Source organism: Providencia sp. 2023EL-00965 (assembly GCF_033550225.1).
Taxonomy (GTDB): domain Bacteria; phylum Pseudomonadota; class Gammaproteobacteria; order Enterobacterales; family Enterobacteriaceae; genus Providencia; species Providencia manganoxydans.
In genome coordinates this window covers 95,265-114,401 of sequence record NZ_JAWUEH010000012.1, presented here as the reverse complement: position 1 = coordinate 114,401, position 19,137 = coordinate 95,265, and the positions used below count along the sequence as shown (strand labels likewise).

The 19,137-nt window shown below is 42.7% G+C and carries 15 protein-coding genes; 7 read left to right on the top strand and 8 right to left on the bottom strand.

Annotated elements, in window-relative coordinates; all coding sequences use genetic code 11:
- Positions 1–124 precede the first annotated feature (124 nt).
- Positions 125–1,339, top strand: a complete 1,215-nt coding sequence (gene fabB, locus SC428_RS15480; protein WP_283125357.1) for a beta-ketoacyl-ACP synthase I — start codon at positions 125–127, stop codon at positions 1,337–1,339.
- Positions 1,340–1,418: 79 nt separating this feature from the next.
- On the opposite strand, the gene SC428_RS15475 is transcribed toward fabB, so the two are convergent.
- The 4 genes from SC428_RS15475 to SC428_RS15460 form a co-directional block, all read right to left on the bottom strand.
- Positions 1,419–1,877, bottom strand: coding sequence for a hypothetical protein (locus SC428_RS15475; protein WP_070929191.1), 459 nt, complete (start codon positions 1,875–1,877; stop codon positions 1,419–1,421).
- A 174-nt stretch (positions 1,878–2,051) separates the two neighbouring features.
- The gene (locus SC428_RS15470) at positions 2,052–3,566 is read right to left on the bottom strand and encodes a tripartite tricarboxylate transporter permease (RefSeq protein ID WP_283125356.1); all 1,515 of its coding nucleotides are present in this window, start codon (positions 3,564–3,566) and stop codon (positions 2,052–2,054) included.
- 14 nt (positions 3,567–3,580) lie between these two features.
- Positions 3,581–4,012: a tripartite tricarboxylate transporter TctB family protein gene (locus tag SC428_RS15465; protein WP_070929192.1), complete on the bottom strand. Its 432-nt coding sequence runs from the start codon at positions 4,010–4,012 to the stop codon at positions 3,581–3,583.
- 12 nt (positions 4,013–4,024) lie between these two features.
- Positions 4,025–4,999, bottom strand: a complete 975-nt coding sequence (locus SC428_RS15460) for a Bug family tripartite tricarboxylate transporter substrate binding protein (RefSeq protein WP_070929193.1) — start codon at positions 4,997–4,999, stop codon at positions 4,025–4,027.
- 286 nt (positions 5,000–5,285) lie between these two features.
- Between SC428_RS15460 and tctD the strand changes: the two genes are divergently transcribed.
- Positions 5,286–5,954 carry a transcriptional regulator TctD gene (gene tctD, locus SC428_RS15455; protein ID WP_070929194.1) on the top strand — a complete coding sequence of 223 codons (669 nt, stop codon included), beginning with the start codon at positions 5,286–5,288 and terminating at the stop codon, positions 5,952–5,954.
- Complete coding sequence (locus tag SC428_RS15450) at positions 5,951–7,369, top strand: sensor histidine kinase (RefSeq protein WP_070929195.1); 1,419 nt, start codon at positions 5,951–5,953, stop codon at positions 7,367–7,369. Before tctD ends, SC428_RS15450 begins: the two co-directional genes overlap by 4 nt.
- 290 nt (positions 7,370–7,659) lie before the next feature.
- Here the strand turns inward: SC428_RS15450 and SC428_RS15445 are convergent, their stop codons facing one another.
- On the bottom strand, positions 7,660–8,673 hold the full coding sequence (locus SC428_RS15445; RefSeq protein WP_070929196.1) for an AraC family transcriptional regulator: 1,014 nt from the start codon (positions 8,671–8,673) through the stop codon (positions 7,660–7,662).
- Between the two features lie 62 nt (positions 8,674–8,735).
- On the opposite strand from SC428_RS15445, the gene SC428_RS15440 reads away from it, so the two are divergent.
- Positions 8,736–9,932, top strand: a complete 1,197-nt coding sequence (locus tag SC428_RS15440; protein WP_070929197.1) for an MFS transporter — start codon at positions 8,736–8,738, stop codon at positions 9,930–9,932.
- A gap of 174 nt (positions 9,933–10,106) precedes the next feature.
- On the opposite strand, the gene SC428_RS15435 is transcribed toward SC428_RS15440, so the two are convergent.
- Positions 10,107–10,526, bottom strand: coding sequence for an ASCH domain-containing protein (locus SC428_RS15435; RefSeq protein WP_070929198.1), 420 nt, complete (start codon positions 10,524–10,526; stop codon positions 10,107–10,109).
- Between the two features lie 326 nt (positions 10,527–10,852).
- Between SC428_RS15435 and SC428_RS15430 the strand changes: the two genes are divergently transcribed.
- Together SC428_RS15430 and SC428_RS15425 are read left to right on the top strand one after the other, a co-directional pair.
- The gene (locus SC428_RS15430; RefSeq protein ID WP_318708616.1) at positions 10,853–11,707 is read left to right on the top strand and encodes a winged helix-turn-helix domain-containing protein; all 855 of its coding nucleotides are present in this window, start codon (positions 10,853–10,855) and stop codon (positions 11,705–11,707) included.
- Positions 11,637–13,571, top strand: a complete 1,935-nt coding sequence (locus SC428_RS15425) for a hypothetical protein (RefSeq protein ID WP_318708614.1) — start codon at positions 11,637–11,639, stop codon at positions 13,569–13,571. The genes SC428_RS15430 and SC428_RS15425 overlap by 71 nt, the downstream gene beginning before the upstream one ends.
- On the opposite strand, the gene SC428_RS15420 is transcribed toward SC428_RS15425, so the two are convergent.
- On the bottom strand, positions 13,548–14,735 hold the full coding sequence (locus SC428_RS15420; RefSeq protein WP_318708611.1) for an MFS transporter: 1,188 nt from the start codon (positions 14,733–14,735) through the stop codon (positions 13,548–13,550). The genes SC428_RS15425 and SC428_RS15420 overlap by 24 nt on opposite strands.
- Positions 14,736–14,904: 169 nt before the next feature.
- Here SC428_RS15420 and SC428_RS15415 point away from each other — a divergent pair, with 169 nt between their 5' ends.
- Positions 14,905–15,711, top strand: a complete 807-nt coding sequence (locus SC428_RS15415) for an SDR family NAD(P)-dependent oxidoreductase (RefSeq protein WP_318708608.1) — start codon at positions 14,905–14,907, stop codon at positions 15,709–15,711.
- Between the two features lie 159 nt (positions 15,712–15,870).
- Here the strand turns inward: SC428_RS15415 and SC428_RS15410 are convergent, their stop codons facing one another.
- Positions 15,871–19,059, bottom strand: coding sequence for a sel1 repeat family protein (locus tag SC428_RS15410; protein WP_318708606.1), 3,189 nt, complete (start codon positions 19,057–19,059; stop codon positions 15,871–15,873).
- Between the last annotated feature and the right edge of the window lie 78 nt (positions 19,060–19,137).

Here is a 19,137-nt window from a genome sequence, read left to right as displayed (position 1 = left end):
TTATGTTAGATAAGAAAAAAATACAAATATTTACCCTGATCGGACTTGTTCAGCGTACAAGTGTAAGCTAAAGTGGCACACTATAAATCCCGTACTCACATTATTAAAAGACATGAGGTAATGAATGAAGCGTGCAGTCATCACTGGCCTGGGTATTGTTTCCAGTATTGGTAATAACCAGGAAGAAGTACTGGCTTCTCTGAAGGAAGGTCGTTCCGGGATCACTTTTTCAGAAGAATTCAAAGAGGCGGGGCTACGTAGCCACGTCTGGGGTAATGTAAAAATGGATACAGACGGTTTAATTGACCGTAAGATCCGCCGTTTCATGAGCGATTGCTCAGTTTACGCTTATTTGTCTATGGAGCAGGCAATTAGTGATTCGGGTTTAACTGACGAACAAGTTTCTAATTTACGTACTGGCCTTGTTGTGGGTTCGGGTGGTGGTTCTCCTCGTAACCAAGTTGCAGGCTCAGATGGTATGCGAGCAAAAGGCCTACGTGGTGTTGGTCCTTATATGGTCACTCGTGCGATGGCATCGGGTATCTCTGCTTGCTTAGCGACGCCATTTAAAATTAAAGGTGTTAACTATTCAATCAGCTCAGCATGTTCAACATCAGCGCACTGTATTGGTCACGCAGTGGAATTGATCCAATTAGGTAAGCAGGATGTTGTTTTCGCCGGTGGTGGTGAAGAGCTTAGTTGGGAAATGACTTGTGAATTCGACGCGATGGGCGCACTGTCTACCAAATACAATGAAGACCCGAGCAAAGCATCAAGAACGTATGATGTTGACCGTGATGGTTTCGTTATTGCAGGTGGTGGCGGTATCGTCGTTGTTGAAGAACTTGAGCATGCATTAGCGCGTGGCGCGCACATTTATGCAGAAATCGTCGGCTATGGCGCGACTTCTGATGGTGCTGATATGGTTGCTCCATCTGGGGAAGGTGCTGTACGTTGTATGCAAATGGCAATGCAGGGTGTCGATGGTAAAATTGATTACATCAATACTCATGGTACATCAACACCTGTCGGTGATACGAAAGAGCTTGAAGCTATTCAAGAAGTCTTTGGCAATGACTCTCCGGCTATCTCTGCAACTAAAGCAATGAGCGGCCATTCACTGGGTGCTGCGGGTGTACATGAAGCGATTTATAGCCTGCTAATGTTAGAACATGGCTTTATCGCGCCAAGCATCAACGTTGAGACGTTAGATCCTAAAGCAGAAGGCTTGAATATTGTGACTAAACCAACTGAACAAGCGCTAGAGACTGTAATGTCAAATAGCTTTGGCTTCGGTGGTACTAACGCAACGTTAGTGATGAGCAAATACAAAGCTTAATTTATTTAATTAGCTAAATAAATTTTTAAAGAGCGAGAACGATTAGGTTTTCGCTCTTTTTATTGGGTGACTGGAATATTTAATCACCACCACCACCTGAGTCACCACCACATGAATCACTTCCGGACGAACTACACTCATAACTATCATTGCTATTGCTTGAACGTTGCTCATGGCTTGAAGAGCTGCTCTCAGAAGAGGTTGTCGTCGTTGAATAATGGCGACTATTTGAGGAGGTAAAGCCGCGTGATGACGTGAAAATATTGTGTTTGATATCGAGGATCTGGGTTTTATTACCAATCCAACCAATCGTGATAATATTAATATTGCGTTTTAAACGTAAAACTAATAATCCATTACAGCGTACATGTACTTCACCTTGAGATTTAATTAATAAATAGCCGCTTTCTTTATAAGTCAAGGTCGCTGGATTTTGGCTACTAATTTGGTAATTATCATTTAAAACCTTGGCATATTGGTTATAAGCAAGTGGTTTAGGTTGCCAGTTAAATAGACGCGTAAATATTTTAATAAACATATTAAGAGTAATGGTATTCTAAAGTGAGATAATACAAAAATAATATAAAAAGCCAAGACTGTTTTTATATAGAGATTGTCTGATTTTTAATAAAATCAATGGAATAAACTGAATAAAAAATGCCCCAAAATAGAACTGGGGCAAAATGTTACAGAGAATTGATTGCGAGTAAGATTATTCAGTTGTGTGGGACTGGTGTTGGCGTTTTCTACGAATAAGTTTAATAATTGGCGGTAATATTAGCACTAGCACTGCCATAGCCAGTAAGCATTGTGAGATAGTGCTGCTCCATAAAATATTGAACTCACCATTACTGATTGATAAAGAGCGGCGCAAGTTCTGCTCAAGCATCTCACCAAGTACAAAACCTAAAATCAGAGGGGATAGTGGGAAATTCATTTTCCGTAATATATAACCAAATACGCCGAGTCCCATCATCAGTAATAAGTCAAACGTTGTACTGTGAACAGCATAGACGCCAACAGCAGAAACTGTAGCGATCGCGGGCACTAAAAACCACAGCGGTACGGTAAGCATGCGAGTGAATAAGCCAATTAATGGGATATTCATGACTAATAAAACCACGTTTGCAATCAGTAATGCGGCAATTAGCCCCCACACGATATCAGGTTGCTCTGTAAACATACCTGGACCGGGTGTGATGTTATACAGCGTTAATGCCCCCATCATGACTGCCGTGGTTCCTGAACCGGGGACGCCTAAGGTTAACATTGGGATAAAAGAGCCACAGGCTGAGGCATTATTAGCAGCCTCTGGAGCCGCGACCCCACGTACATCACCGTTACCAAATTGGTTATTTGCACCACTGATTTTTTTCTCAGTCATATAGGTGATAGCACTGGCTATTGTTGCACCTGCGCCGGGGAGCACACCGACAAAAAAACCAACAAATGAAGAACGTAATGTAGGACCTACACACTGTTTAGCTTCTTTGCGATTAAATAGCATACGACCTGTTTTGCGGATCAGTCCTTGTCCTGTAGCGGTACCTTCTAGCATTAACAAAATTTCGCTAACAGAAAATAATCCAATGACAACGACGATAAATTGGATCCCATCTGATAAATGAACGCTATCAAAAGTAAAACGGTATTCACCTGAGTTTGCATCTACGCCTACGGTCGCAAAAGATAAACCAATTAGCGCGGCTAATAGTGATTTAATGGGATTTTGGCTCATCATGCTGCCAAGGCAAGCGATCGCAAATACCATAAGCGCAAAATATTCAGCCGGTCCGAATGCTAAAGCCCATTGTGCCAAAAGTGGTGCAAATAAAATGATACCGCCAATCGCGATACTTGAACCAATAAATGAGCTGACTGCTGAGATAGATAGTGCAACCCCACCTTTACCCTGTTTTGCCATCGGATAGCCATCTAAAGTTGTCATAATGGCAGCGGCATCACCGGGAACATTCAGTAAAATAGAAGATATACGCCCACCATATTCGCAGCCTAAATATACGGTTGCTAATAATATTAATGCTGATTCTGGAGGCAGTTTTAATGCGAATGCTAAAGGAAGCAGTATCGCAACACCATTGATTGGCCCTAAACCGGGTAGCATGCCAACGACGGTGCCAATAAAACAGCCGATAAGGGCGATCAGCAAGTTTTGAGGAATTAATGCGACTTCAAACCCTTGCGAAAGATACATCCAAGTTTCCATGGCTATTTCCTTACTTAATTAAACAGATTGCCAATAGGCAGGGTGACATCAAGTAGCTTGTCGAAGGCATAAAACAGTACAACACCCAGTATTGGTCCTGAAATAATTGCGGCAATTGGTGTCGCGCCAAATAGCAATGCAACACTGATGGTCAGTAAGCTGGTTGATAATGGAAACCCTAACCATTCGAATACCCATGCATAGATCACTAATGACAAGATCAGCAGTGCTAAGCGACGTAAAACATAAGGTTTTGGCCATTCAATAGCTTCTTGTTTGCCTAAAAGTAACAGTAAGGCACACAAAGCCATTAAGGAGAGTATGGCTATCGGGAAAGGCCGAGGCCCCAGAGGTTCGTATGAGAACTCACTCTGGATGCCCCAACCAATGTAAAGACCGATCCCACACAATATCAGCCAAACAATGGCAAATATGCGCTGGCTCATCATCGGCCCCCGTTATTTCACTAAACCAAATGAGCGAGCTTGTTCTCGGTATTGCTCGATTTCTTTTTTAACGTAATTGTCCAGTTCTTGACCTGTTAAGTTATATTCAAATAACCCGCGTAGTTCGCGTTGTTTTTTGAATTCATCGGTTTGTTGTAGTTTTTGGAAGGCTTCGACCCATTGGTTATAGTCTTCATCTGAAACTTTGGGCCCCATATAGAAACCACGAATAATTGGCCAGACAATTTCATAACCTTGCTCTTTCGCCGTTGGGATATTTTCAAGCCCATCACTGAGGCGTTTATCAGCATAAACCGCCAGTACGCGTACTTTGCCATCGTTAAGGTAAGGTGCCATTTCACTCATATCACCAGACATAACTTGAATGTGGTTACCGAGTAATGCTGTTAATGTTTCACCACCCCCTTCAAAGGCGACATAACGCATTTTGCGCGGGTCGACATCGATTTGTTTAGCGAGCAGAGCAGTTTTCATCCAATCTTGGCTGCCGATTGAACCACCAGCACCGAAAACGATACTGTTAGGATCTTTTTTGAACGCTTCCATTAAATCTTGCAAATTTTTATAGGGTGAATCTTCTCGAACCGCGATCATGCCGTAATCGCTACCAACACTGGCTAACCAACGCACATCATTTTCGTTATAACGGCCAAATTTTCCTTGTGCGAGATTAAGTAAAGAACCGCCAGAGAATGCGACAATGGTACCTGGCTCGGCTGGGCGTTGTGCTACGATAGCATTGTAAGCAACAGCACCAATACCACCTGGCATATAAGTGACCCGCATTGGTTTTTCTATTTCTTTTGTTTCAAGCATAGATACTTGAACTAATTTACAGGTTAAATCGAAACCACCACCGGGTTTCGCTGGAGCAATACACTCTGTACGATCAGGTAGGGCACTGGCTTGCTGTAAGCTGGCAAAAAATAGGGCGGTCGCAACAGTGGTTAATGATAATTTTTTCATTTTTTTTCCTCACGAAATCAAATAAAGAGATGTCATTGTTGTTTTTCTCGCCAACATCATGGGCTCACTAAGCTTTCATTTACCTTTCATTAACAAACAAAGTTATTTTTTTGTGATGAATATCAGATTGTTTATTATTAATTATTTTTAATTGTTAATTTAATGTTAATTTGTGTGCGTGAGGTATTCCTGTGAGCTGGATTGGAAATATTATGCTTAAGTCTTTCATTACGTAGAGGTTAATGCGAACGTATACGCAAAATCTGCTTAAATGAGTGCATGAACAATGAGAATTTTGCTAGTGGAAGATCACGATGAGTTGTCATTGTGGTTACAAAAAGCACTTAGCTCGACAGGGTTTGCGGTGGATATCGCGAGTGATGGCGCCATAGCCGATCAACTATTACAAACAGAAAGTTATTCGCTGGTGGTGTTGGATGTTTCTTTGCCAAGACTAAATGGCTTAGAGGTACTGGCACAAATGCGTAAACGTGGACAAGAGCTGCCCGTTTTATTATTGACAGCCAACTCGGATGTTGCAGATAGAGTCAAAGGGCTCAATGCAGGTGCTGATGATTATGTGACTAAGCCTTTTGATTTAGCTGAATTGGAAGCACGAATTAGAGCGCTGTTACGTCGTAGTCAAGGGCAGGTCAATGAACAGCAACGTTTTGGTTCACTTTGCTATCATGAAGATGGCTATTTTTTGCTGAACCAAGAACCACTTGCCTTAACACCAAGGGAGTTTGCTGTACTCAATACCTTATTCAATCGCCGTGGGCGTCCTGTTTCAAAAACACAATTGTTTGAGCAGGTTTTTTCCCTCTCCGATGAAGCTAATTTACAGAGTATTGAATTATATGTGCATCGCGTCAGAAAAAAACTTTCGGGGACAGATGTCAATATTAGTACTCTTCGCGGATTAGGATACCGACTAGAGCAGTGTAGTGTATGAAATTAGTCTCTCATCCACACTCTCTCTTTCATCAGTTGCTGCTCTTTTTCGGTATCCCCCTTATTGTTTTGGGGGCTTTTACAGTCTACACCCATTATTACAGCGCCAAAAATGCGGCGAACCAAGCTTATGATCGCACTTTGCTTTCTTCCGCGAGGACAGTGGCTGAACGTATACAAGTGCAAGATGGTCATTTAATCGTTGATGTGCCTTATGTTGTCTTAGACAGTTTTGAGCGCAACATTAATGACCGCTTATTCTATCAAGTCATCTCTCCAAGTGGTGAAACTATTTCAGGTTATAATGATTTACCTGAGATCCCCCCGCATTGGTTGCGTTCTCAGCTGTATACGGCACTGGTTTATTTTTACGATGCTGAATACAAAGGTTTACCGATCCGTGTTGCCTCATTTTATCAACCCGTGAATGAAGGCGGCATGATGGGAATGGTAGAGATCCGTGTGGCAGAGACAGTCGCATCACGACACGAATTTGCACGCCAATTACTCATTTCATCCTTAATGAGCCAAGGAACTGTGGTATTTTTGACCTTGGTTCTAGCTTATCTATTATTGAGCCGCCTATTAACCCCACTCAAAAAATTATCTTATTTGATGATGGGGCGTTCTGCAAATGACCTAACACCTATACCCGATGTATTACCATGGTCAGAGTTATCACCGCTTGTAGATGCATTAAATCGTTATATTGAAAGATTAAAAAGAATGGTGAAGCGCCAAGAGCGTTTTAGTGCTGATGCCTCTCATCAATTAAAAACGCCCTTAACCGTGTTGAAAACACAAGTGTCTGTGGCATTGAATAGCAATGATGAACAACAACGACAGCAAAGTTTACATGCCATTAATAATACGTTGGATAGTACTATTGCCTTAACTGATAGGTTATTGCAGCTAGCACGTTTAAAAGCACATGAAAAAGAAGCTATCCGCCAATATCGAGCAATCAATTTTGTTGAGTTGGTTCAGCAGGCTTGTTTTACTCGCCTAGGGCAAGCTGAAAGTAAAGGTATTGATTTAGGTTATGAGGGGGAAGAACAATCATGGATCAAAGGAGAGCCAATTTTGCTTTCTGAAATGTGCGCCAATTTAATTGATAATGCGATTAAATATACCCCTACCAATGGCATAGTAACGGTACGAATACTCTTCAGTGAAGACAAGCAGCATACTATTTTGGAAGTAGAAGACTCAGGCCCCGGTATTCCCGATAAAAAAATAACGCGTTCTATGGAAGCATTTACACGATTAAATAATGCATTAGCGATGGAAGGCTCTGGACTTGGCCTTGCATTGGTAAAAGATATTGCGATTTACCACGGCACGGAATTGCAATTATTGAAAGGGACGGAATTGGGTGGGCTACTGGCTAGGGTGGTGTTTCAAACTAGCCCGTGATGAATAGGGGATAGAGCACTAATAAAAGTAAATTCGTTGTGTTTGATCGGATACTGTTATGGTAAAAAACCAATCTAATCTGACTGCCAAAAGCGGATTTATTGGCTTCGAAAGGCTGGATGCATTAAATATCTAACTAAAATATTTACTCAGGTAGCTTGTAGATACTAGCGTTCCAGTAACCGTGTCCCTGTCGGTGACGCTCTTTCCAGCCCATCGATATGAGTTCCTTTGCAATCAGCAGATTCATCACAAAGATGGGGGAAAACCTAAAAGCTGGAATGTGTAATTTAACTCTGAATGGCTTTTAGTTGGTTGCTTCGCATAACACCCGGTGGATACCCAATGATACGCTTAAAAGCTCTGCTAAATGCTGCCTGTGAGGCATAGCCGAGACGTAAAGCTACCGTGTCGATTGAGACTTTATCGTGAATAATCCAGTGAACAGCGAGGCGCATTCGTACTTCCCTTGCATAGCGCTGGGGAGGTATTCCAATGATTGATGTAAAGCGTTCAGCGAAAACAGAACGTGAAACATGAGACTGAGCAGCAAGCTCTGCAACAGACCACTCTCGACTTGTATCGCGATGGATGGTCAGAATGGCACGGGCAAGCCGCGGATCACGTAGCGCAGCGATAAGGCCAGCGGCATTTTCACTGCCGTTTTCTATCCATCCACGAACGATCATGGCAGCAGCCACTTCTGCTAGGCGTGCCAAAATGCCCGCGAAGCCAGCACGTCCAGAACAAATTTCAAATTTCATTGCATCCAGAATGGGAACCAGTCCCGGATATACCTTTTCGTTTGCTTCCACCACTATGGCTTGCGGCATCAGTTTACCCAAGCCCTGCATTCCACCAAGATCGAACTCCATACAGCCATAAAACAGAACTGTGCTGGGAGTCGGATGCGTACTGGGACAGGTATTGATTCCGCTGACAGCCTCTCCTAAAGGCGCAGAGCCTAACGTATCGATATGTTGAATTGCACAGCTGACATCCGATATAAGCTGATGCTCCTCACCCTGTGGCATAAATACCATGCTTCCGGCTTTCAGCTTGTGAAGCACACCATCGTTTGTACGAAGCAAAGCAGTTCCCACAGCGATGTAATGAAAATAGGCATGGCCCGATTTATTACTAAAACCGACACCAAATTCAGTTCCAGTCAGTAAACGACGGTACTGTACGCCACGTAGGCGCATTTCAAGCAATAGTTCACTGATGAGTTCGGATGACAGAGCAAAATGTTTATTCACATGTATTTCCGGCGTTTCGGGTAAAAAATCAGGATGTAACATCATAGATCATCCGGCTTCACAGCTCTAGACTTGGAACCTAAATTTTTTCCTGAAAAGAGTATGTTATGAGAAATGAAGCACCTGAAGCCATATCTGCTAGTCTGAATAGTTCAGAGCCTAAAGAATCCGCATGGATGGCTGTTATTTCGCTGACGATGGGGGTGTTTGGATTGCTGACCGCAGAATACCTCCCAGCTAGCTTGCTGACACCTATGGCCGCTGATCTTGGTGTTACCGAAGCCCTTGCAGGTCAGGCTGTGACGATAACAGCAGTGGTAGCACTGTTTGCTGGCCTGATAGTTCCCCGTCTGACGCGCAATTATGATCGCCGAAATGTCTTGCTTGGTTTTACCGTGCTAATGATTGCTTCCAACCTGCTTGTGGCACTTTCATCGAGCCTGTCAATCTTACTTGTAATGCGCATTCTGTTGGGTATAGCTCTGGGTGGGTTCTGGAGTATGGCAGCTGCCGTAGCTATGCGGCTGGTTCCTGCAAAAAGAGTGCCGCGTGCTCTCTCCATTATTTTTAGTGGTATTGCCGTCGGAACAGTCGTTTCGATTCCGCTGGGAAGCTACTTAGGTGGGCTTTATGGATGGCGCAGTGCTTTTATCGCTGCAACTGGAGTAGGCGTGCTGACACTCATTTTTCAGTTGTTTACGCTTCCTAGAATGGCTCCACGTAGAATGATGGCAACTGCAACTATCTTGGATGTGCTTCGCCGCCCAGGCGTTGCGATCGGAATGACTGGATGTGTTATTGTACATACTGGTCAGTATGCGATGTTTACCTATATTCGACCGGCTCTTGAAAATATTACTCAGCTTGATGTAGACCATTTATCTTTAATCCTGCTTGGATTCGGCGTGGCTAATTTTATCGGAACGCTGCTGACTGGTTGGCTAATGGAAAGAAGTTTGCGTTTTACGCTGATACTGATGCCAGCACTTGTCGGTTTGGCAGCACTGGGCATGATTTTATTGCCCCTGAACGAAAATGGATTGATATTGTTTGTTGCGTTATGGGGGATGGCTTTTGGTGGCGTTCCCGTGGCGTGGTCAAACTGGGTAGCACGTTCCGTTCCCGATCAGGCTGAAACAGCAGGGGGTATGGTAGTGGCAGCAGTACAGTCTTCAATTGCTGCTGGAGCTGCACTAGGAGGCTTACTCTTTAGCATCAGCGGCGTGATAGGGGTTTTCATCACCGCTGGTTGCGTAATGTTTCTTGCCACGCTCGTTATTGGACTAAAAGTGAAGATCCGATGACCTGAGCATTTTGAATATGTTTCCGGTTTTAATAATGGCCAGTAGGATCCGATGGCTGGCCTGAATAGAAGCATTAAAATTTCCCCATGGCTTGCCGACTAATTTGTTATCCGCTCCTCGCTCATGGCTGACCGCTGAAACTCGCTTAGGGTAGTCCTGTGCCAAAGCGGGCAGTTACAAAATTTCTATAAGTTCAAATTCCTCAAAGATAAGCTCCATTTCTTCAGAATAAGAGCCTTCACGTTCAAAATAACGCTTATGGCCTTCTTGCCAATACTCCAGACTTAAATCACCTTCACCTTCTTTACTGGCGAGTTCACGGGTCATTTCATTGAAGCGGATGACTTGCATCTTGAGAGTTCTGATTACGCACATTGGCTGTCCGGCTCCGTTAAGAATGATATTATAACTGCCAACGTAGGGGGCTTCGCCTCGCTTATATTCATGCTGAAAAGATGCTATCGAAGAACATGTCGCTGTTTTAATTCCACTCAAAACCAGTTGTACAAGTTCGTCAGCAAGTTCTGGGCTATCGCCAAATTGCCATACAAGTGCATCGGGATAAATATTTTTTAATTCCTCGAGCTTTGTCATTTTCAGCCTTTGTTAATTTAATTTTCTTAGTGGAAGTGAACTCTTTCCAATCAATATGAACGATCTCATTCAAAAAATCATCTTTGTTGCACTGTTACGTGCGTCAGCTCTTCACTTAAATTAGGCACTTGAGCGCTGTTTGAGGGCAGTTTAGTGTCAAAATGTTTAATTCAATGTATTGTACTTTATATCGCTCATCTGGCTGTGATGAGAAATCCCCTATGTTATTATTGCTGAATTAACTACTGTGTTATGAGGCACGCTGCCCCTGATTTTATACTACCGCTGACCTGCGACAGAGGATCCCGACAAAAGAGAGTGTCATCATGAAATCTACCGATGAAATCCGCTTTGCTGAGTGGCAAATTTGGCCTCAATTGAGGATCCTGCTGCATCGCGGTAAACCGGTTAAAATTTCTGCCAGAGCCTTTGATGTGCTGGTTGCTCTGGTCAGTGCACAAGGCCAAGTCGTCAGTAAAGACCGATTGCTTACTCAGGTATGGGGGAATGAAATTGTTGAGGAAAATAATCTTCAAGCGCAGATTTCTGTCATCCGTCGCGTGCTTGGCAACGATCGTCATCTTCTAACGACCGAATTTGGTGCTGGCTACCGTTTTGACCTTTTGCCCAGTCATCAAGTCGTATCGTCAGAACATAGCAGAAAATCCCCGGTTGTTTTTCCTTTTCTAACCTCGATTTTAGGGCGTGATCAAGCAGTGCAGGAGGTATGCGCCTTAATACGTCAGCACCCACTTGTCACTATCACTGGTCTAGGCGGCGTGGGTAAGACGCGTTTGGCTTGGGAAGTCGTTAATTTTGTTCGGGCAAAGTATCCAGATGGTGTTTGTGTGGTTGAACTGGCCCACATCTCTGACGCTTCTAGTCTTCTCTCCGCTTTCTCACAGGCTTTGCATCTGCCATTAACTGCTGTTCATAACGATTCTGATTTATCGCATCAGCTCGCCCAACGCCAGTGCTTGTTGATGATTGATAATGGTGAGCATGTTATTAAAGAGTTAAAACCGGTGATTGCCTTGCTACTGAATGCAGCACCGCATATTACCATGTTACTTACTAGTCAGGCGGCAACAGTACCTTCTACCGCCACTAGTGGTTCCAGAAAAAGAAGAGGCCGATTCTCAACGATTGCTGCTGTTTCCCTGTGTTCGCCTATTTATTGAACGCGCTCAGGCTCAGAGATTTGATTACCATCCATCAAATGCTGAGCTGCCGGTGATAGGTGAATTATGCCGTCATCTTGACGGGCTCCCCCTAGCAATTGAACTTGCAGCCTCTCGGTTACCGATTATGAGCGTCAGTGAGATTTATCATGGTCTGGAAGATCGTTTTCAGCTTTTGAGCAACAGACAAAGCGTTCGGGTATCTCGACATCAAAAAATCAAGACTACGCTAGAGTGGACTTATCAATTACTCAATCCGCGTGAACAGAAATTATTCTGCTCTTTGGGGATCTTCACCGATATATTTTCCGTGAACGCTGTGACCGACTTCTTACAGATTCCCGAAGAAAATAGTTGGCAGATGGTCGATGATCTCCAACGATTGGTCTCCCTGTCACTGATCCAAGTGATTACTCAGGCACCCGTTACCCGTTTTCGTTTACTGGAAACCCTTCGTCAGTTCGCTTGCGATAAACTCAGGCTGCAAGGAGTCTATCCAAGGCTTGCCGCTCAGTTTGCTGACTATTGCCATCGTCGAGCGGAGCAAGCTCAGCTCGATTGGTATAGGCTGCCAACGAAACAGTGGCGAGCACGTTATGACTCTATCCTTAATGATTTACGCAGTGTTTTACAGCATACCTTAACTGAAGGAGCTAACCCTGCAAAAGGACTTGATATATTACAGGCCATGACGCCATTCTGGATTGAATATTCACTTTATCATGAATGTCAGCGTCATATTTATCCGTTGCTCAGTGAAGCGCGTTTGCAGGGAGTTTTAACATTACATCAGAGAATGGATCTCAGTGCAGCTGCGGGTAAAGCATCGACTTGGGCAAAAGGTCCCACTCCTGAAACACGATCCACTTGGCAAACAGCATTGTCACTTGCTGAACAACTCGACGATAACGAAATCCGCTTACAAGCTTATTATGGGCTATGGTTGTATTACTTACGCACCGGAAAACTGGATCTATCGCTTCATCATGCGCAGTCAATGTGCACGCTCGCACAGGCGATTAATGATACAAACGCACTGGCTACAGGATTGCGAATTTTGGGGGTATCTTGGCATTTTTTGGGGCAGCATGCTCTCGGTCGCGATTATTTGCAACAATCTCTAGAGCGGTTTGCCATTGACGGTTCTGACCACGTTTTCCGGTTTGGACTTGATCAGGAAACTGCCGGAGAGGCATTTTTATCCCGTGTACTGTGGGTACAGGGTGAGTATAAAACCGCTAAGCAGATTGCATGGCGAGCAGTGAAAAAAGCGGCGCGTTTACAACATATTTGTTCGTTGTGTTGCGCATTGGCGGAAGGTGCTTGCATGACAGCGGCGCTCGATCGCAATCCGCGCTGGGTAAGAAAGGCCGCTCTTTGGCTTATTGAACTGGCTGAAAAACATGACCTCTATTTTTGGAAAACCTACGGTGAGTTATTTCTCCATTGGGCTGAGCAGTTCAGTCAGCCGAATATCAAGCAAACTATGTTATTTAGATCGCTGAGAGGCATGGGATTAGACTGGCAGTACTCTCCTTTATTATCAGAAATGGATAGCAGGCTTTCACAGCAAACCCTGCATGAAAACTGGTGTACGCCCGAACTGATGCGTCTTTCCGTGATACATTTACCGATCTGCGCTCAGCGCCAGCAATTAGAACTGGCACTGAATAAAGCATACCAGCAACAGGCATATGGCTGGGCTTTGCGCATTGTTTGCTCGCTAGCAACGCTGCTGATTGAAATCGGTGAGCGTGTGGTGGCAAAACAGTTAATCACGGAGGTGTTAAGCCACATCGATGATTCTCAACACTCAACAGACATCAGAAATGCGCGAGAGCTATGTGCTCGTTTGGGGGGATGAAGGGTTGTATCTGATGGCGATTAACATACCTAACATCACGAGCCCCGCCCCAGCAGCCACAATCAACATCCAGTTATGCGTGGTTTCCCATAGCCAAGTAGCCGTCAGTGAGCCACATGCGCCACCGATAAACATGATGCACATAAAAAGTGTGTTAAGACGGTTTCGGGCCTCTAGACACAAAGAATAAATGGTGTGCTGATTCGCGATCAGGACACATTGTTCCCCCGCATCCAGTAACAGGATGCCCACCACCATGCCGACTATGCTGTTCCAACCCCAGAAAACAATCCAGGCCAGCAGCATCAGCACTATGCCCAAGATAACCATTCTAAAAGGGCCCTGACGATCGCTGATACTTCCTGCCAGAGGCGCACAGAGAATTCCGATTAACCCCAGTGCTGCCAGAGACCCAGTTATGCCTGTCCCGTAATGGTAGCGGTAGTCTAGCCAGAAAGGGAGGGCAGTCCATAATATGCTGAAGGAGGCAAATAACAGGGCTTGTGTCAGTGTGGCATTTCTCAGCTGTGGTTCATTTTTCCACAACTGGCCTAAGGAACGCAGTACTGTGAGATAATTAAATTTCGGAGTGGATAACGACTGAGAAGGCAAAATACGGGCGATGAAAAATATCGCGAACAGTGTTATGACTGCGCCAGACAAAAAGACTCCTCGCCAATCGAAATATTCACCGATAAAGCCGCCAATAGCCCGTCCCGTTAGAATTCCTGCCAAAACACCACTCATTACCGTTCCCACTGTTTTACCGCGTGAAGAACTTTTCGAGAGTGAAGCAGCAAGCGGCACAATCTGTTGGGCAACGGTGGCAGCAATGCCAGTCAGGAAAGAGAAAAACACCAGCGCTGATGCAGTTGGAGACAATATCATGCCAATCAGTGCCAAAAACAGCACTTGTGCCTGACGCAGGATAAGCCGTTGGCGTTCTATATAATCGCCCAGCGGGATCAACAAGAACAAACCTGCCGCATAGCCTAACTGGGTGGCCATGGGGATCAAAGAAACGGCTTTCCACTCATTAGGAAAAGAACTCGCAATCAGATTCAGGACGGATTGATTAAAATAAATATTAGCGACAACGATACAGCAAATAATTGCCAGTATTAGGAGCTTGATCGAAGAAAGTTCCTCGCTATCAGTACACATGTTCACACCTCGTTCTAAACGCAATGTTGTCTACTCTAGGCAATATCTATTCCCGATTCTTTGACCACTTTATTCAGACGTCTGAATTTTATTCCCCAAGTGTTTGAAACAGAAAATTGCTACTCATGTTATTCACATTAATCACTGAACATAATCTAAGGAGTTGAAAATGGATTTAAAACTGACGGGTAAAGTGGCTCTAGTAACTGGAGCCAGAACTGGTATTGGTTTCAGCATTTGCGAAGAATTGGCCGCGAATGGTGTCCATCTGATCATGGTTGCTAGACAAAAAGCACAATTGATATTAGCAGCACAAAAAATTGCAGATAAATACGGTGTAACCGTACTGCCTATTGCTGGGGATGTGACGGATCCTGAACTGCCTGAGCTGGTGGTAAAACAGGCCGAAAGTATTTTTGAGCGCATTGATTTACTGGTAAATAATGCAGGAAGAGCCCACGCAGGCACGCTGCTGACTACATCAGAAGAAGAGTGGCAGTCGATGACAGAGACTAAGTTTTCCGCAATGCGACGGTTTTGTAAGGCTGTCATACCCGGAATGCAGGCTCAAAATTGGGGACGCATTGTTAACATTTCTTCTATTGGTGGGATCTATCCAAACCCCCAACTGACGGTTTCGCATGCTTTGAGCGCTGCAATCAATAATCTAACTCGTAGTCTGGCACTGAGTGTTGCGCCTGATGGGATTTTGGTTAACGCGGTGGGGGTAGGTGCTGTCATAACGGATAACTGGGCTAGGAATATGCTGCCGAATGTCCGTGACCGTCGTCCTGAGCTGGCTGATAAAACGGATAAAGAGATCATGACATTATTGGGCAAAGAGAAAACGCCTGTAGGGCGTTTTGGATTACCCGAAGATATTGCGGCAATCACCGCATTCTTACTTTCTGAACGGAATCAGTTTGTTACCGGTCAGACTATTGAGGCTTCAGGTGGGGCTGACCGGTTTATGTAATAGCTGGATGCTTCCTTGCAGACGCTGGCTGATTGATGAGTACTCTCAGGTCAACCAGCGTGGCTATTTTTCAAGCAAAGTGTATAGGAAGCTAAGCTTGTTAGTCGCAGATCAATCAGTACAGACGGATGCTATGAAAGTTTGGACTACGGTTATGATTTATTTTTTAGTATTTTGACCATCGATATAATTTTGTGCACGTATCTTGATAGCTTCACGCTGTACATCGGTTAGCGTATTAAACATGGTGACATTATCAATATCTTTATCAAGAACTAATGCATAGTAATAAGCTTCATTGGCATTTCCGTTTAGGATATGTGCCTCATAAAGTTTTTCTAATGCAATTTCAGGTTCATATTTTAATAAATATTGATACATTTCAATCGCCTTATCTAGATCTCGCGCTATATCGTCAAAGCCTTCGAAATAAATATTGGCAATGTAGGTTATCTTTAGAATAGGAACAGTAAGCTCTTTAATCTTCTCTTTATCAGCAGCTTCCCTCATATTTAAATATTTCTTGAGATATTGAATCGCACGCTCAAAATTCTCATCTTCAGCATCATGTTGAGCAAGATAAAAGTTAAATAGATAATTAGCTGCTTTAATATTACCTTTTTCATCAGCTTCTTTGGCATATGCTAGCGCTTTCTGCGGATCTTTTCTTGTATAATATTCAGCCAATAGCATTAGCGTATCAGTACGTTTCTTAGACTGTGATTCTAATAATTCAACGTACGCTTTTTCATGTTTTGGACGAAGATTTCGATAACTATATCGTTCAGTTCCATCTCTATATGCAGTCAATAAAGAATCAAATGCAAGATTTGCAATCACAGGATCTTTTGAGTCTAATCCTTCATGCAGGTATTGAATGAGAGACTGGTAGAGCTCTGGGTTTGCGGCTACTTTTTTGTTACTTAGCGCTAAAGATGCAAAATGGACTTTAGAATATAGATTGTTCTTCAATGTTCCAAATGAATATAATTCGCGTTTTTTGTCTGTATTGGTAATTATTTTATCAAGAGCAGGGATGATGATATTTAAATCTGTTTTATCCAGTATTTTGTTATACCAATAGGCTGCCGCAGTATGTTGCTGTTGCTCAATATACCAATGGGACAATCGGAGTGTTGCATTAATATCATTATTTAACGCGGGTAATACCAGTGTATTATAACGAAATAACTCATCTTCCTCACAACAGGTCAGAGGGTGTTTTTTTAACCATGAAATAGCTTCATCCCAGTTAGGCTCTACTATCCAGCGATTTTTTTTATAATTATAAATACCATTTTGTAACGATCTAATATAGGTATAAGCAGCATCTTGATCACCTTGCTCCCCAGCGGCTTTAAAATATTGTCGAGCTTTTAAATGATCAATACTGGCTCCTCGGCCAGATGTATGTGCGATACCTAGCTGAAGATTGGTATCTGCATCTTTATTTTTCACATTAAATTTTGTATCAAAATTATCCATTTCAGTGAGATAACGCTCGCCATCTTTGCCTGATTTTTTCAATAATTCACGAGCCTTCGTGCGATCTGCATCAACAAGGTGCAATCCGTATAAATAATTTAAGCCTAAGCTGAGGGTAGCTGATTGATTACCTGAGGCGATCTGCTGGTCATAATAACGCAGGATTTTAGCTCGATTTTTTTCGAGTAAACCTTCGTTCTCATAATATGTCTGTAGATCATTTAATGCTTCATAACTGCCTAAGTTTGCTGCTTGATCGAGATAGTTAAGCCACTTAATGTTGTCTTTCTTTTGCCCATATTTACCGAGCCGATAAATATCGGCTAGCCTGTGAGCAGCTTCGGCGTCATTATTGTGATATTGATTGAGCAGCTCATTGAATTCTTGTTGCTCTTTTTCAATCAATTTCATATCAGATTTATAATCCAGAAACTCATACTTATTAGGTGTGATATGAATTCGTTGATAATATTCCAGTGCTTTCGGATAATTTTTTTCAACGCCAGATTGCCCATATTGGTAGAGTTTACCAAGTTCGGCCAAACAGCGGTTACTCCCTTGTTCTGCGCACTTGTTACGCCACATCAAACGATCACTTTGTGTTGTACCAGTGAGTTGATCAAATCTATTATTGTAATAAAGGGCTCCAGGAATAAAGTTATCATCAATTTTCCCATGAATAATAAACAGCATAGCATCAATGGAACCTAACTCTGCGGCTTTAATTATGTCTAGATAATATGAGGTTAATTTATTTTCATCAACTTTATTCTCAATACTCATACGGCTAACATTAGCGATGGCATATTTAAACCTTACGTCAGGATTTTGATCTAATAAGGGAAGGATGAAATTTTTTGCTCGTTCATTATTAAATGATTGTTCAATAATAAATTGAATTGCTCTAGGATACTCAAGAGCATGTTCAAAGAGTAGGTCATAAGCATTTTGACGCTCTCTTGTGGTGAGATAATGACGCTCTTTATCTGATTCTAGCGTTAATAAAATAAGGGCCATGGCCTGATCTTTTTCGTGTTCTTTATATTTTATTAGCGCTAATGCATGATGTATATTTGCATCAGTAAAATAGTTGACTGTTTTTTTGTATAATGAAAAAGCATATTCTTTATTATTAATTGGGTCTTGCTCTAAAAGATAGTCTGCATAGTAATGTGCTAAGCTATAATCTGGAAATAAAGAAGTTTTATTTCTTTCAACACCTTCTTTGAGTATATCAATAACGAAGTCTTTTTCAATTTCATCGGATACATCAAATTGAAAATAGAGTCGTGCTAATGCATATTGGCTATCTTTTACTAATTTATCGTTAGCAATATTTTCTTGTAGAAGACTGATAGCTTGTTTTAAATTTTGCTCTGTACCTAGAGCGAGAGCGTATTTTTGAGCAAGTTTATAGTTGTTCTCTGCTGATGGTGATATTTCACTCGCTTTTTGAATTAATTCAAATGATTTTTCAGGATTATAAAAATGTGTTGTATATGTTGCATAAAGATCGCTTAAAGCAATAAGGGCTTTCGGAGAATCAGGGTATTTGTCTAACAGAGTATTAATATATTTTTGCGCTAGCTCATCAAGGTACTTTCCGGGAAAATTAAAACGGAAAGTTGACTGTTCAATCATTTCAATCAATGCATCTTGATGGCCTAATTCAGCCGCAAGCTCAAGGTATTTTTGAGCTTGTAACCGGTCTGGTGTTAAATTTTCTCGATACTCATCACCATCATAGATTCGATACAGTAAATACGCTTCTTGGGCGTAATTATCATTAACAATGGTTGAGAAAATCGTAGGAAGAGTCACCGTTGATGGCAAGTCATTATGCTCATTTTTAGCCAATGACACTAAACCCTTTTGAGTGTCATCGGATTGAGAGAAAGCATAACTTGTTGCTAATGGTGATAGATGAAGTTTTGAAGACGT

Bases quoted from the DNA above. Each gene is read 5' to 3' on its own strand.
- fabB (WP_283125357.1), top strand. From the start codon at position 125: ATGAAGCGTGCAGTCATCACTGGCCTGGGTATTGTTTCCAGTATTGGT.
- SC428_RS15475 (WP_070929191.1), bottom strand. From the start codon at position 1,877: ATGTTTATTAAAATATTTACGCGTCTATTTAACTGGCAACCTAAACCA.
- SC428_RS15470 (WP_283125356.1), bottom strand. From the start codon at position 3,566: ATGGAAACTTGGATGTATCTTTCGCAAGGGTTTGAAGTCGCATTAATT.
- SC428_RS15465 (WP_070929192.1), bottom strand. From the start codon at position 4,012: ATGAGCCAGCGCATATTTGCCATTGTTTGGCTGATATTGTGTGGGATC.
- SC428_RS15460 (WP_070929193.1), bottom strand. From the start codon at position 4,999: ATGAAAAAATTATCATTAACCACTGTTGCGACCGCCCTATTTTTTGCC.
- tctD (WP_070929194.1), top strand. From the start codon at position 5,286: ATGAGAATTTTGCTAGTGGAAGATCACGATGAGTTGTCATTGTGGTTA.
- SC428_RS15450 (WP_070929195.1), top strand. From the start codon at position 5,951: ATGAAATTAGTCTCTCATCCACACTCTCTCTTTCATCAGTTGCTGCTC.
- SC428_RS15445 (WP_070929196.1), bottom strand. From the start codon at position 8,673: ATGATGTTACATCCTGATTTTTTACCCGAAACGCCGGAAATACATGTG.
- SC428_RS15440 (WP_070929197.1), top strand. From the start codon at position 8,736: ATGAGAAATGAAGCACCTGAAGCCATATCTGCTAGTCTGAATAGTTCA.
- SC428_RS15435 (WP_070929198.1), bottom strand. From the start codon at position 10,526: ATGACAAAGCTCGAGGAATTAAAAAATATTTATCCCGATGCACTTGTA.
- SC428_RS15430 (WP_318708616.1), top strand. From the start codon at position 10,853: ATGAAATCTACCGATGAAATCCGCTTTGCTGAGTGGCAAATTTGGCCT.
- SC428_RS15420 (WP_318708611.1), bottom strand. From the start codon at position 14,735: ATGTGTACTGATAGCGAGGAACTTTCTTCGATCAAGCTCCTAATACTG.
- SC428_RS15415 (WP_318708608.1), top strand. From the start codon at position 14,905: ATGGATTTAAAACTGACGGGTAAAGTGGCTCTAGTAACTGGAGCCAGA.